The 14116-nt window shown below is 49.3% G+C and carries 12 protein-coding genes and 1 pseudogene; 7 read left to right on the forward strand and 6 right to left on the reverse strand.

The features are described from left to right. The first annotated feature begins 9 nt into the window (after positions 1 to 9). On the forward strand, positions 10 to 927 hold the full coding sequence (locus tag RHH81_RS00695; protein WP_310743214.1) for a histone deacetylase: 918 nt from the start codon (positions 10 to 12) through the stop codon (positions 925 to 927). Here the strand turns inward: RHH81_RS00695 and RHH81_RS00700 are convergent. Genes RHH81_RS00700 through RHH81_RS00715 form a run of 4 tightly spaced genes read right to left on the reverse strand, consistent with a single transcriptional unit; the run spans position 905 to position 4377 of the window. Further along, a complete protein-coding gene (locus RHH81_RS00700) occupies positions 905 to 1618 on the reverse strand; it encodes an FkbM family methyltransferase (RefSeq protein WP_310743537.1) in 714 nt (237 codons plus the stop codon). The genes RHH81_RS00695 and RHH81_RS00700 overlap by 23 nt on opposite strands. Further along, positions 1507 to 2610 (reverse strand): glycosyltransferase family 2 protein, encoded by a 1104-nt coding sequence (locus RHH81_RS00705; RefSeq protein ID WP_310743215.1) that lies wholly within the window; start codon positions 2608 to 2610, stop codon positions 1507 to 1509. Before RHH81_RS00705 ends, RHH81_RS00700 begins: the two co-directional genes overlap by 112 nt. A gap of 8 nt (positions 2611 to 2618) precedes the next feature. Then, positions 2619 to 2885, reverse strand: a complete 267-nt coding sequence (locus tag RHH81_RS00710) for a hypothetical protein (protein ID WP_310743216.1) — start codon at positions 2883 to 2885, stop codon at positions 2619 to 2621. A 1-nt stretch (position 2886) separates the two neighbouring features. Further along, positions 2887 to 4377: a DUF354 domain-containing protein gene (locus RHH81_RS00715; RefSeq protein WP_310743217.1), complete on the reverse strand. Its 1491-nt coding sequence runs from the start codon at positions 4375 to 4377 to the stop codon at positions 2887 to 2889. Between the two features lie 234 nt (positions 4378 to 4611). Between RHH81_RS00715 and pseB the strand changes: the two genes are divergently transcribed. The 6 genes and pseudogenes from pseB (at position 4612) to RHH81_RS00745 (ending at position 11577) form a co-directional block, all read left to right on the forward strand. Next, positions 4612 to 5649 (forward strand): UDP-N-acetylglucosamine 4,6-dehydratase (inverting), encoded by a 1038-nt coding sequence (gene pseB / locus RHH81_RS00720; protein ID WP_399378977.1) that lies wholly within the window; start codon positions 4612 to 4614, stop codon positions 5647 to 5649. Next, the gene (pseC, locus tag RHH81_RS00725; RefSeq protein ID WP_310743219.1) at positions 5650 to 6813 is read left to right on the forward strand and encodes a UDP-4-amino-4,6-dideoxy-N-acetyl-beta-L-altrosamine transaminase; all 1164 of its coding nucleotides are present in this window, start codon (positions 5650 to 5652) and stop codon (positions 6811 to 6813) included. Between the two features lie 163 nt (positions 6814 to 6976). Beyond that, a pseudogene (locus RHH81_RS00730) lies at positions 6977 to 7081 on the forward strand (IS630 family transposase); the annotation flags it as partial. Positions 7082 to 7183: 102 nt separating this feature from the next. Beyond that, positions 7184 to 8926: a M48 family metalloprotease gene (locus tag RHH81_RS00735; protein WP_310743220.1), complete on the forward strand. Its 1743-nt coding sequence runs from the start codon at positions 7184 to 7186 to the stop codon at positions 8924 to 8926. A gap of 24 nt (positions 8927 to 8950) precedes the next feature. Further along, a complete protein-coding gene (locus RHH81_RS00740; protein WP_310743221.1) occupies positions 8951 to 10378 on the forward strand; it encodes a protein adenylyltransferase SelO family protein in 1428 nt (475 codons plus the stop codon). Further along, positions 10375 to 11577 (forward strand): lipid-A-disaccharide synthase-related protein, encoded by a 1203-nt coding sequence (locus tag RHH81_RS00745; protein ID WP_310743222.1) that lies wholly within the window; start codon positions 10375 to 10377, stop codon positions 11575 to 11577. The genes RHH81_RS00740 and RHH81_RS00745 overlap by 4 nt, the downstream gene beginning before the upstream one ends. A 67-nt stretch (positions 11578 to 11644) precedes the next feature. Here RHH81_RS00745 and psbC read toward each other — a convergent pair whose 3' ends face one another. Next, a complete protein-coding gene (psbC, locus tag RHH81_RS00750; protein WP_190278038.1) occupies positions 11645 to 13030 on the reverse strand; it encodes a photosystem II reaction center protein CP43 in 1386 nt (461 codons plus the stop codon). After that, the gene (gene psbD / locus RHH81_RS00755) at positions 13014 to 14072 is read right to left on the reverse strand and encodes a photosystem II D2 protein (photosystem q(a) protein) (RefSeq protein ID WP_206199695.1); all 1059 of its coding nucleotides are present in this window, start codon (positions 14070 to 14072) and stop codon (positions 13014 to 13016) included. Before psbD ends, psbC begins: the two co-directional genes overlap by 17 nt. Positions 14073 to 14116 lie beyond the last annotated feature (44 nt).

Consider the following 14116-nt stretch of genomic DNA (forward strand, 5'->3'; position numbering starts at 1 on the left):
CAAGCGCCTATGTTTTCCCCTGTCTTTATCTATAGCGATCGCTTCCTCGAACACCGCTGCCGCCAGTTTCACTTTGAGCGACCCGAACGGTTAGTGGCCATCCGTCAGCACTTAGAGGCAGCATTTCCAGCAGCAGAATGGCGTGAACCTACACCTGTCGGAGAAGGATTAACTCCTTGGTTGGAAAAGGTACATAGTCGGGTGTATTTAGACCAATTAACGCGGATTGCAGCACAAGGGGGCGGCTGGCTAGATCCCGATACCTACCTCAATGACCAGAGCGATCGCGTGGCGTGGTTAGCAGTACAGGCGTGGCTCGATGGGGTAGATTTAGCTGTACAGCGGCAGCAACCGATTTTTGTTTTGGCACGCCCCCCCGGCCACCATGCGTTGCGGGAGCGGGGAATGGGCTTTTGCCTACTAGCGAATGCAGCCATTGCTGCCCACTATGCCCTCAGTCTGCCAAGGATAAGACGAGTCGCAATTCTCGATTGGGATGTCCACCACGGCAATGGTACCCAAGCACTGGTTCAAGACCATCCTCAGATTGCCTATTGTTCACTTCATGAGTTTCCTGCCTATCCCTATACGGGGGATGGGGGCGATCGCGGGCACCACAACAACGTCCTCAACTTACCCATGCCCACAGGCTCCACTGGAGCGGCCTATCGCACTGCTTTTCAAGATCAAGTCATGCCCTTTTTGCAGCAATTTGGCGCAGATGTGCTCATCATCAGTGCGGGCTACGATGCCCACCGCGATGATCCCCTTTCTAGCATTGAATTACAGGAGGCAGACTATGGCTGGATGATGCACCAGTGCTTGCAGATCACTCACTGTATTGTCATTGGCTTGGAGGGAGGGTACAACCTTAATGCCTTGGGGCGATCGCTGGTTGCTACAGTTAAGGTGATGGCTCACGACTGAAAATGCCATCTACTTGAAGCAAGTGACCAGTACTTAAGTCTGCAAATCCAGGGACTAAACCGACTAGCCTATAACCATAACCCTTCATCAACCCAAGCATATCCTCAAATAAAATTTCACCTTCATATAAGCTAACTAGTGACATTTCCAGCTGAATTAGAAGAATTTTTTTCAAAGAGTTTTCTGCACCTTTCAACACTTTACTTTCAAATCCTTGAGTATCTATTTTCATAAAAATTTTATCTTGTGAACTAGCTATATTACTAAAAATGGAATCTAGTGTTTTAATGGTGATATTTTCTTTAGAGATATATTTTGAATTTGGTGCAGCATCCAAATGGGCTTGCATCATGTTTAAGAGAGAGCTACTATAACTATTTTCAGAAATATTAATTTCAGCTTCACCGGTAAAGTCACCTAGGCCATAATTATAAACAGTCCACAACTGATCATTTCTAGCCTTTATTTCCAGTATTTTGAATGCTGAACTTAAAGGCTCAAAAGAGTTAACTTTACCTGAATAACCAACTTGATCACGTAAAAACGATACAAACTGACCAGTGTTTGCGCCTACATCAATTATGTTATCAATTTGATAAAATTCGAGTAACCGTGCAAGCCGAGCAACTGGGTGTAAACCAGAACGGTAACGAACAAGATCATAACCAAATTTACGAAATATTGTTTTGATAAAATATTTGAAGTTAGCCATTTTTTGAATTGATATTTAAGATAAGTATTTATTACATTACTAAATTTGAAATAAATTCTTCTTATTAGATAAGTTAAATTTCTTGGAAAATACAGATACTTACCTCCATAACGTTCTTTAAAATCGTGTTGATCTGCTTCTTTATTCACACTAATATCAACTGGATGTAAAATCTCCTCAAGAGAAAATACTGGCAAATCGGCCAAAGGGTCATTGGGGCTGTGTGTGTGTGTGGCATCGCTCCCATAACCTATATTACTGACCAAGTTAACAATTGGAGTTGCAGTAAAAGATTGTGGTGCATAGTACCATTGGCAAGCTAGCCATTGATAATCCCAAGTATCAATCTTGCCTTGATAGGTAAGGTCAAATATTTTTTGCCAATATCTACGTTCAACAGAATCATCAAACATCATTTGCCACTCTACAGAGCTTTTCCATAAAGGCCAAAAAGGGATATCAACTTGATATTTCTCCCATGAGCGTCTCCAAGTTGCCCATCCCCATATATGGCAATATTTTGAAAAGTAGTAGCTACTCTGACTTTGTATCATCCGCTTCTGAAAATTATTTCCTGTAATCGCCCAGACGTTTGAGTCATTTACATAATAGTCAAGCAATTCATCACAAAACCTAAAAAAGTCAGGATGGGGCAAACAGTCATCTTCTAGAATAATCCCCTTTTCTTCGTGCTCAAAAAACCAAGTAATAGCACTACTGACCGCTACCTTGCATCCTAGGTTCTTCTCTCTAAAAAGAGTTTTAACTTCACAAGGCCAATCTACTTGGGTTGCAATTCTTCTCACCTCAGCAACTTTTTCTGCTTCCCCTTCTCGATCTGCCCTAGGTCCATCAGCAGCCACATAGAGCCTTGGTGGCCGAACCTGACGAATCGCCTCAAAAACTCGTTGTGTCGTATGAGGACGATTGAAAATGAGAAAAAGAACTCCTTTACCTAGCTGATATTTCATAACGAATACTACCTTAAATATTTCGATCTTGCCTTAAAAAATGGTTCATAATGTATTAAATTAGCTTGATAATAGTTATAGAATTGGGGCAAAATTTTGCTTTCATCAATACCTTTATAATTTTGTCCAAATTTACTTAAAGAAAACTGAATTTGCAACAAAAGACGAAATCCTTTTTCTAAAGGTTTTCCCTTATGAAAGCCAATTGTGTCAGCAGCTATAATTGTTCCTTTTGCTCCGCAAATTTCTACTATCTTTTTCAGAAAATATCGCATTTTAACTCCTTTTCATAAATTGAAACAATCGAGTCAATTTTAGCTTTATTTCATGTAATCTCGAAAAGATTTGATTCTCATAGAACAAATAATCGTTCACAAATTTACCCTGAAATAAGCTATAAGGCTTGTAGTACGAAAATAAGTTTCCATAAAGCATATAGTAATATCCAAATGGAAGTGAATTTTTAGCCTCTTTAGGTTCAAGTTTCTTCAAAGATAAGTAGTCCTTTAGCTCTTGCAACGATGATGGCTCGTAAGTACAGTCTAATCCTTTGTAAGTAGCATCACCAATAGTAATCACAGGTTTACCAAGATAGGCTGCTTCTACTCCCATAGTTGAGCCATAAACAATAATCAGATCAGAGTTTTTAGCTAGGGCATAGGAATCAATAGGAGAGTGGCTAGGAATTACTGATACATTCTTACCACCAAGATTATTCCAAAAATTTCGGAGTCTTTGACTCTTTTGTTCTTTATGAGGATGAACACGTATAACTAGCTCTACGTCATCTAGTTGTGCTGCATAATTTATAAGCCAACGAATTGCTTCAATTTGTGACTTAAAAATAGGATGTTCTATTGAGTCTTCAACATAGATATATTCATCATCACTGGAACTATAATACGTCCATCTATACTTTTTACTTTTTTCAGGAACCATCCCTTTTATCTGTTTTTCTGTGAAAGAAACCCAGCCGATTCCTTCACCTTTTATTTTTCTTAAAAAATAAGATTCTGCTATTTCTTCTTTATTTTGATCTTGAGAAAGCTCCCACATTTTCTTTATTGATGCCCTAATAGCCTTAAAGTCATGGGGAGGCTTATCCGATAGATAGTATCGCTCTTTTGTTGCACCTCGTTCATGATAAAAAACAGGTATTGAGTATTTCTTGCATAAATAGATAATTGGCTTTGAACAAGCAAATCTACCATTGTAAGTTACAACTTGAGAAGGCTTAAAATATTGAATTAATTTTTCTACTTCTACATAGGTGGCGATCGCTGATTTGAAATAGCGCTCAATTAAGGCTTTATCTATATCTGGCTCAATATCCTTCATGTACGACACATATGAACTTGCAACTCCCATACCAATTTTTATATTATTTAGTTCTATTTTTCTCAAGCAATCGACATTATTACAAGACCTTATTTGATCTTTGATTTTTTCAAACAATAGATCGACTAATGATTGATCAGGAGTTTTTACTAAGCAGTTAATACCAAGCTTAGAAAGAATTCTAAAAAGAGCCTCAACACGATTTCGGCGACTTCTAGATATCACAAAGACACTTTTTGGAATATAGTCATCAGGATTATCTACATCAATAAACACAATTCCAACTCTAACGCCTTCTTTTCTGTATTTAATTGCAATCTCTCCAGCAGTTTCTAAGTGAGGACAGTAGGCAAATGTTTCAATTATTAAAACATCAGGCTTTTGGAAATTAAATCTAGTTTCCTTATGATTATCGCTTTTGTCTTTCATGTTTTCCTACTAGTAGCAGGCCTTCTATATAACTCCAGAAACTGGTAAATTGCATAATTTCTGTAGTTGGTTACTTACAAGCTGTGTTTTTATTTATACATCTCTGCTACCCTTTCAAGAAAATACACTAAAGCTAGTATTTATGTCAAGTGCTAGCTACAGTTCTTCACTATGGCACTGAGAGTTAAAATTTAAATATTTATGTTTAATTTGTAGGTACTACAGCGGTGAGGACTGACTAGAGTGAACCAAGGATTAACGAAAGAGAGCGGCGTACTTGTGACGGGGGGCACAGGGTCGTTTGGCCGTGCGTTTGTCAAGGAGGTGTTGCGGCAGTTCCCTGATATTCGACGTCTCGTCATTTTCAGCCGTGACGAGCTAAAGCAGTTCGAGATGGCTCAGGAGTTCCCCTACCAAAAGTATCCAGGTATCCGCTACTTCATTGGCGATGTTAGGGATCGCGATCGCCTACGCCGGGCTCTGAACAAGGTCGATATTGTGGTTCATGCGGCTGCCCTGAAGCAAGTGCCGGCGGCTGAATATAACCCCATTGAGTTTATTCGCACCAATGTCATGGGGGCCGAAAACGTCATTCAAGCCTGCCTCGACACCGGTGTCAAGCAAGTCATTGCCCTCTCCACCGACAAGGCGGCTGCCCCCATCAACCTCTACGGGGCAACAAAGCTCTGTAGTGACAAACTCTTCATTGCTGCCAATAACTTTGCGGGTCGTGATCTGCGGTTCAGTGTGGTTCGCTACGGCAACGTTATGGGGTCACGGGGGTCAGTGATTCCTCTTTTCTTGAAAAAGCGCTGTGAGGGCTGCCTACCAATTACGGATCCAGCCATGACTCGCTTTAATATCTCCCTCCAAGAGGGGGTAGAAATGGTACTGTGGGCACTGCAGCACAGTTGGGGAGGCGAAATCTTTGTGCCGAAAATTCCCTCCTACCGCATTCTCGATGTTGCAGAGGCGATTTGCCCGGAATGTGAGCAACAGTTTGTGGGTATCCGTCCAGGGGAAAAGATCCACGAAGAGATGATTACCACTTCCGATTCTTACACCACGGTTGATTTAGGCCAGTACTATGCCATTTTGCCCATTCAAGGGCGGTTCACGCTAGAAGAGTACTGTGCCCAAACAGGGGCAACACGGGTTAAACCGGGCTTCAGCTATAATTCTGGCACCAACGATCGCTTCCTTAGTGTCGAGGAGCTGCGCACTCTGATTCGCCAACACGTTGACCCGAACTTTATCCCAGGCAGGGGCTAAATGGGCACAATTCCCTACGGTCGCCAAGACATTACGCCAGAGGATATTGCGGCTGTCGTTGACGTCCTGCAATCGGACTGGCTGACCCAAGGCCCCAAGGTTCCCGAGTTTGAAGCAGCACTGGCCAGTTGTTGTGGTGCACGGTATGCCGTTGTGGTTAGTAGTGCCACAGCAGCGCTTCACCTCGCCTGTATTGCAGCGGGGCTACAAGGGGGCGATCGCCTGTGGACCTCGCCGATTACCTTTGTTGCCTCGGCGAATTGTGGCCGCTACTGTGGTGCCACGGTGGATTTTGTTGATATTGACCCCCACACCTATAACCTGAGTGTTTCTGCCCTTGCCGACAAGCTAGCAATTGCCAAAAAGCAAGGGACGCTTCCCAAGGTTGTCATTCCTGTTCACCTCGCCGGACAATCCTGTGAGATGGCTGCCCTTGCTGAACTTGCACAGACCTATAGCTTTACCCTCATCGAAGATGCCTCCCATGCCCTTGGGGGTCACTACCGTGGCCGACCCATTGGCTGCTGTGAATTCTCGACGATGGCGGTTTTTAGCTTTCATCCCGTCAAGATTATCACCACGGGTGAGGGCGGTGCCATTCTCACCAATGATCCAGGCCTCTACCAGCAACTCATCCGTCTGCGCAGCCACGGGATTACCCGCGATCCCCAACACATGGTGAGCGACTCCCACGGCCCTTGGTATTACCAACAACTGGAACTGGGCTTTAACTACCGCATGACCGACCTGCAAGCGGCCCTCGGCCTACAGCAACTGCAACGCCTCGATCAGTTTGTCGAGCGGCGCCGTTTTTTAGCCCAACGCTACCATCAATCTCTTGCGGATTTGCCCCTCACGCTCCCCTTTCAGCATCCTGATACCCGCTCCAGTTGGCATCTCTACATCATTCGCCTGAAGCGAGACCAAATTCAAGCTTCCCATCGCGAAGTCTTTGAAGCCCTTCGTTCCCTTGGAATTGGGGTGAATCTCCACTACATTCCTGTGCATACCCAACCCTACTATCAGCAATTGGGCTTTCAATGGGGAGACTTTCCCAACGCCGAGGCCTACTACCAAGAAGCGATTAGCTTGCCTCTGTACTATGGACTGACCCTTGCCCAACAGGATCAAGTCATTCAGGCGCTCAAGCAAGTCTTGGCTTAAGACCGCAACGCAAACAGCCCCTCCCCTATGCGAAAGTAAGCCTGCATCAACCGCTCAAAGCGATCGCCCAAGTCCCGTTTTGACTCTGCTGGCGATCATCTCACCCTAGGGGCTTTTAAGGTTTGAGGCCTCTTGCCTTCAAGAATTGTAGGAGGTCACTCCTTTGAATGTGATTGAGCACGACTTCAGTGCGTTGAAGCGAGCGTGGATGTATGCAGGGTCAAACAATTCTATTGATGAAGTGATTCGCAATTATTGTGCCGAATAGCGTCTCATTCTTTATTGGAATAGCTATAATTCTAACGAAGACCCAATTCACCCATGCCTAGTGATTAGACTATAAAGCATCAGGTGGCTTGAGGACAGTTTCATGGTGCAAGATGGGTTACGCTACTGGCCGCTGGGTATTGTTCTTCTTTTAGGGGTGGCTCTTGAACCGGTTAGAGCAGCAGAGATGTCCCTACCCCAAACGGGTGTAGCAGAGGAGGAGTTGATTGCTCTCATTAAAGAAGACCCCTTTGCCCAAGCTCGCCTGCCGCAATCTGAAGGCTCTGCTGTTGATCTATTGCCGCTGCCACCCCAACCCCCCGCAGAAGTCGTTCCGCCTGTAGAATCCCCTGCTCCCCTACCCACGAGCACTGAGATCAAGGATGATTCAGCAGCCCCCTCTGTGGAACCTGCACCAAGAACGACTGACAATTCTTCAGAAGCTCCAACAACAGTGGAACTGACCGCAGAGCAAGCCGCACAGGAGGCGCGGTTAGCACTTCTACGGGAGGGCGATCGCCACTGGCAATTAGGAGACACCGTCACAGCCCAAACCTATTACCAAAAGGCCAAGGCTGACCTAGATTTGCCACCCCCCCGTGTCACCCCCCCCGCTGTACTGGAAATTAGTCAACTGCCCCCCGCTGCCCAAGTCTATTGGCGAGAAGTTCAAGGGGGTTCCCAACTCTACAGTGCCCAAGCCGTGCCCCTGCGGCTGTTGGTGGAGCAATTCCCAGAGTTTATCCCCGGCCAAGTGCGCTTCGCTGAGTTTCTAGCGCAGCAGGGTTCCCTCAAAGAGGCCTATGCCCATCTCGAAAAAGCCGCCAGCCTCTATCCTGATCAACCCGATATTCAACGTAGCCTCGTCACCCTCTACGATCGCCAGCAACAGTGGCTAGAAGCGGCTCTTGCCGCCCAACGTTTTGCCCTACTGAATCCTGACCACCCCGCCACACCCGAATTTCAGCAACTAGCCGCAGAGCGAATGCAACGGTTCCGTCGTCGCCTTCAGGGACAACTGCGCGAAGGCATGATTGTCGGCGCCCTCACTGGACTGGTGGGTGTGGCACTCACGGGCAATCCCTTACTATCCTTGGACTCGATTCAAATGATGGCCTTGATGATGCAGGGAGAATCTGCCCTAGGCCGTTCAGCAGCACAGCAAATTAGCCGCCAAGTCAAGCTCCTTGAGGATCCTGAGGTTCAAGCCTATGTCAATGAAGTGGGGCAACGCCTCGCCAAAGTGGCCGGTCGCAATGAGTTTGAGTATGAGTTTTTTGTGATAAAAGATAATGATCTCAATGCCTTTGCCCTGCCAGGAGGCAAGATTTTTATCAATTCCGGTGCAATTCTCAAAGCCAATACCGAGGCAGAACTTGCTGGCTTACTGGCTCACGAAATTGCCCACGCGGTGCTCTCCCACGGTTTTCGCTTGGTCACCCAAGGCACGGCCACTGCCAACTTGACGCGGTTATTACCTGCTGGTGGCTATGTGACAGGGATTCTCGTGACTAGCTATAGTCGAGAAATGGAGCGAGAGGCGGATATTTTGGGCACACGGATTCTGGCGAGGGCAGGCTATGCCGCTGATGGCCTACTTAACCTCATGCACACCCTCAAGAAGGAATACCGTCATCAGGAGCCACCGTTACCATGGTTTTCTACCCACCCACCGACCAATGAGCGCATTCGCTATATCCGTGGTTTGATGCGCGATCGCGGGTACACCCCCTTTGCCTTTGAGGGGGTCGAACGCCATCAACAAATTCAAGCGCGCTTGCGTACCCTTGTGGATCCCCCCAATCCCAAAAAGTCCAAACGGGAAACTGCCAAGACGCCGCAATAGCTGAGTCCGCTTTGAATGTTCTGAATGTCTCGACATTGCTTTCAAACCCTTGAGTACGAACCCGCATTTCTCTCCCTAGGGGAAGAGTACTGGGACGAGGTACAGGCGGCAACCTTTCCGCAGCATATTCTGCGTTTTCGCAATGATGCCCTCTTACCCCTGATGGGTCTGAATCCCGCCAAGGTAACCGATGCTGACTTTATTGCGGCCTTTGGCCAGTTTCAGGGGCGTGAACCTTTTTTAGCGATGCGTTACCACGGCTACCAATTTGGGGAATACAATGCTCGCTTGGGGGATGGCCGAGGGTTTCTCTATGGTCAGTTTCGCGGTGTGGATGGTCAACTGTATGACCTTGGCACGAAAGGATCCGGCATCACACCCTATTCGCGGGGGGGAGATGGTCGGCTGACGCTCAAAGGCGGTGTCCGTGAGGTTTTGGCCAGTGAACTGCTGCATCGCTTGGGGGTGAGCACCTTTCGCAGTCTCAGTTTGGTGGAAACGGGAGAATCCCTCTGGCGGGGGGATGAGCCATCGCCGACGCGATCGAGTGTCTTAGTGCGCCTTGGCCGTTCCCATATTCGCTTTGGTACCTTTGAGCGGCTCCACTATCTGCGGCGACCGGACTTGATTCGACGGTTACTCGACCACGTCATTTACTACTACTACCCCCACTTGCTAGAGATCCCAGACCCCAAGGAACGGGATTGTACCTTTTATCGGGAGCTAGTGGCACGCACAGCGGATCTGGCGGCGCAGTGGTTGGTGGCGGGGTTTTGTCATGGGGTTTTGAACACCGATAATATGGCCATTACGGGCGAGAGCTTCGACTATGGTCCCTATGTCTTTTTGGAGCACTATGATTTGGGGTTTACAGCCGCCTACTTTGACTACTATGGCCGCTACGCCTACGGCAATCAACCAGCAATTTGTGCTTGGAATTTGGAGAAGCTGCAAATCCCTCTGTCTTCAGTAATGCCCCTTGAGGAAATGCAAGCTGCCCTAAAGACCTTTGGCGATCGCTGCCAAACCACCTACTTGAAACTCATGCTCAAACGCCTCGGTTGGGCAGACCTTCCTCTAGAAATTGGCTGTCCCTTAGTGGCAGAGACCCAAGCTTTTCTCAGCCGCAGCACCATCAGTTATCCCCAATTCTTTGTCAGCCTGCGGCAGGAATTCTCCCCTGAGTGGGCTGTAGATCCCAGTCATATCTTTCGTAACAGCTCAACCCTCACGCCAGCAGATCAGAAATTGCTAGAGGCTTGGAAAAGAACCTATTTTGAGCTACTTCAGCAAGCCAGCCCACGGCAGCGGGCGGCAATTCCCCAAACCCTACAGGCAGCCAATCCCCTTGTCATCCTCACTCGTTCCCAGATCGAACACATTTGGCAGGCCATTGATCAGGCGGATGATTGGTCACGATTTACTACAGCTCTTGAGTTGATGCAGGCATGAAGCGACTCCTTTGCCTGAGTAATGGCCACGGTGAGGATGCGATCGCCAGCTCGATTTTGCAGGCCTTGCGGCAGCGGTGTCCACACTTAGACCTAATGGCGTTGCCCTTGGTGGGCTTAGGGTCTGCCTATACGCGGCTGGGAATTCCTGTATTGCAGCCTGGAAAAATACTCCCCTCTGGGGGCTTTATCTACATGGATCTGCGACAGCTATGGCGGGATCTTAGAGCAGGGCTGCTGGGACTGTTGGGGGCGCAGGTTCGTGCTATTCAGCGTTGGCAGCGATTCTCAGCAGGGCATCTCTTAGCGGTGGGGGATATTGTGCCCCTATTGCTGGCCTATGGCACAGGGGGAACCTATAGTTTTATCGGCACTGCTAAGTCTGACTACTACCTATATGACGCGACGGGGCGTCCCTATCGTTGGGGCATGGGCTGGGCGGGGAGTGACTACCTGCCTTGGGAGCGATGGTTGTGGCGATCGCCCCGCTGTCGAGGCATTTTTGTCCGTGATGAGTTAACCGCTAAAGGGTTGCGGCAATTCGGTTACACGGTTCACTACTGTGGCAATCCCATGATGGACTTAGTGATGCCACCCCCTGAGCGATCGCCTTTTACGACTAGAACCATTGTGCTACTGCCGGGGTCTCGTGCCCCTGAGGCCTACCGCAATTGGCAACAGATCCTACGGGTACTGGCGCCCTATCCCGATCAGCCGCTGACCTGTCTTGCCGCTGTCAGTCCCAGCCTTGATTTACGGATGCTTGAGCAAAGCCTTGAGGGCTGGCAACCCATCGCCAGTGCATTACCCCAGACCAGCGCATGGCAGTTGGGTCAGCAACAACTGATTTTAAGTTCACATCACTTTCGTGAATTTCTGCATTGGGCAGAAGGGGGCATTGCCCTCGCCGGCACAGCCACAGAGCAGTGTGTGGGCTTAGGGAAACCCGTGATCACCTTTGCGGGTGCAGGCCCCCAGTTTACCCGTGAGTTTGCTAGTCGCCAAAAACGCCTTCTCGGAGACTCGATTTTCCTACTCGATGATCCTCAAGAGGCCATCCCGACCCTTTGGCAGATTTGGGAAGATGCGACTTTACTTGCGCGAATTGCCGCCAATGGCAAAGAACGCATGGGCGACCCCGGAGCGAGCGATCGCATTGCTGAGCAACTGTTAAAAATACTCGGCATTGAGTCCTGCTAAAAAAAAGACCCCCATCCGTAGATGGGAGCCAAGGACGATTGAGTTTGGTTAGATGAAGTCAGTGACTCTAATCAAGGCTCGGCATCGAGAGTACGGGTTCAGACTCACGGTCAATCCCCTTCTCGAAACCAGCCGCCGCCGCACGGGCACGACCAGCATGCCACAGGTGACCCACTAGGAAGAAGAAGGCCAAGACAAAGTGGGACGTAGCCAGCCAAGAGCGGGGTGACACGAAGTTCACCGAGTTGATTTCGGTGGCCACACCACCCACGGAGTTCAAAGAACCCAGAGGGGCATGGGTCATGTACTCAGCGGCACGACGCTCTTGCCAAGGCTGAATGTCATTTTTGATCTTGTTGAGGTCAAGACCATTGGGACCGCGCAACGGCTCCAACCAAGGACCACGGAAATCCCAGAAGCGCATTGTTTCACCACCGAAGATGATTTCACCCGTAGGAGAGCGCATCAGGTATTTACCAAGACCGGTGGGGCCTTGAGCCGAACCGACGTTCGCACCCAATTTTTGGTCACGGATCAAGAAGGTCATTGCCTGAGCCTGAGAGGCCTCTGGACCCGTAGGACCATAGAATTCACTGGGATAGACCGTGTTGTTGAACCAGACAAAGCAGGTGGCAATGAAGCCCATCATGGACAGGGCGCCCAAGCTATAGGACAGATAGGCTTCCCCAGACCAGATAAAGGCACGGCGTGCCCAACCAAAGGGCGTCGTCAGAATGTGCCAGATACCACCAGCAATGCAGATCAAACCGATCCAAATGTGACCACCGACAACGTCCTCAAGGTTGTTGACGCTGACGATCCAGCCCTCACCGCCAAAGGGAGACTTCAGCAGGTAGCCAAAGATCACCGTGGGGTCAAGGGTGGGGTTGGTAATGACGCGGACATCGCCACCGCCGGGTGCCCAAGTGTCATAGAGGCCACCAAAGAACATGGCTTTGGCCACCAACAGCAGGGCACCAATACCGAGGACGATCAGGTGGAAACCGAGGATCGTCGTCATTTTGTTTTTATCTTTCCAGTCGTAGCCAAAGAAGGAGGAGTATTCCTCAAGGGTTTCAGGGCCACGAATGGCATGGTAAACCCCACCAAAGCCGAGAACAGCAGAGGAAATCAGGTGCACCACCCCGACCACAAAGAAGGGGAAGGTGTCCACGACTTCACCCCCAGGGCCAACGCCCCAACCAAGGGTGGCAATGTGGGGAATGAGGATCAGCCCTTGCTCGTACATTGGCTTCTCAGGAATGAAGTGAGCCAACTCGAACAGGGTCATGGCACCGGCCCAGAAAACGATCAGGCCAGCGTGGGCGACGTGAGCACCCAAGAGTTTGCCGGAGAGATTAATCAGACGAGCATTACCGGCCCACCACGCGAAACCGGAGGATTCTTGGTCGCGATTGGTGGCAAAAATCGAGTTACTAGAGAGCGTTACCACGGGGGAGTACCTCTTCTGGGAAGACAAAGTTTTCATGGGGTTGGTCTTGGGGCGCCATCCAAGCGCGAATGCCCTCGTTCAAGAGCAGGTTCTTCGTGTAGAACGTCTCAAACTCAGGGTCTTCCGCTGCCCGAATCTCCTGCGAAATAAAGTCGTAAGACCGCAGGTTCAACGCCAGACCCACCACGCCAATCGCACTCATCCACAGCCCCGTCACGGGCACAAACAACATGAAAAAGTGCAACCAGCGCTTGTTCGAGAAGGCAATGCCAAAAATTTGGCTCCAGAACCGGTTGGCCGTCACCATCGAGTAGGTCTCTTCCGATTGGGTGGGGCTAAAGGCACGGAAGGTGCTGGCGCCTTCGCCATCTTGGAAGAGGGTGTTCTCCACTGTGGCACCGTGGATGGCACACAACAGGGCACCGCCGAGCACACCGGCCACCCCCATCATGTGGAAGGGGTTCAAAGTCCAGTTGTGAAACCCTTGGAAGAACAGCAGGAAGCGGAAGATGGCAGCCACGCCAAAGCTGGGGGCAAAGAACCAACTGGATTGCCCCAAGGGATACATCAAGAAGACGCTGACAAAAACGGCAATGGGGGCACTGAAGGCAATGGCGTTGTAGGGACGGATGCCCACCAAGCGAGCAATTTCAAATTGCCGCAGCATGAAGCCAATGAGGCCAAAGGCGCCGTGGAGGGCGATAAAGGTCCACAGACCGCCCAGTTGGCACCAGCGGGTGAAGTCCCCTTGGGCTTCGGGACCCCAGAGGAGCAGGAGGGAGTGCCCCATGCTGTTGGCGGGGGTGGAAACGGCAACGGTGAGGAAGTTGCAGCCTTCGAGGTAGCTGGAGGCGAGGCCGTGGGTGTACCAAGAGGTCACAAAGGTGGTACCGGTCAGCCAGCCCCCGAGGGCAAGGTAGGCGCAGGGAAACAGCAGGATGCCTGACCAGCCGACAAAGACAAATCTGTCACGCTTGAGCCAGTCGTCGAGGATGTCAAACCATCCCCGTTCTGCTGGCGCTCGTCCAATTGCGATCGTCATGGAATTAAATCCTCTTGCAGATATAGATGCCAGATTTAGAACCT

Source organism: Thermosynechococcus sp. PKX95, from assembly GCF_031583295.1.
GTDB lineage: Bacteria > Cyanobacteriota > Cyanobacteriia > Thermosynechococcales > Thermosynechococcaceae > Thermosynechococcus.

Excerpts from the sequence above, each read along its gene's own strand:
- RHH81_RS00695 (WP_310743214.1), top strand. The coding sequence starts at position 10 with ATGTTTTCCCCTGTCTTTATCTATAGCGATCGCTTCCTCGAACACCGC.
- RHH81_RS00705 (WP_310743215.1), bottom strand. The coding sequence starts at position 2,610 with ATGAAATATCAGCTAGGTAAAGGAGTTCTTTTTCTCATTTTCAATCGT.
- RHH81_RS00710 (WP_310743216.1), bottom strand. The coding sequence starts at position 2,885 with ATGCGATATTTTCTGAAAAAGATAGTAGAAATTTGCGGAGCAAAAGGA.
- RHH81_RS00715 (WP_310743217.1), bottom strand. The coding sequence starts at position 4,377 with ATGAAAGACAAAAGCGATAATCATAAGGAAACTAGATTTAATTTCCAA.
- pseC (WP_310743219.1), top strand. The coding sequence starts at position 5,650 with ATGGGCACAATTCCCTACGGTCGCCAAGACATTACGCCAGAGGATATT.
- RHH81_RS00735 (WP_310743220.1), top strand. The coding sequence starts at position 7,184 with ATGGTGCAAGATGGGTTACGCTACTGGCCGCTGGGTATTGTTCTTCTT.
- RHH81_RS00740 (WP_310743221.1), top strand. The coding sequence starts at position 8,951 with ATGTCTCGACATTGCTTTCAAACCCTTGAGTACGAACCCGCATTTCTC.
- RHH81_RS00745 (WP_310743222.1), top strand. The coding sequence starts at position 10,375 with ATGAAGCGACTCCTTTGCCTGAGTAATGGCCACGGTGAGGATGCGATC.
- psbD (WP_206199695.1), bottom strand. The coding sequence starts at position 14,072 with ATGACGATCGCAATTGGACGAGCGCCAGCAGAACGGGGATGGTTTGAC.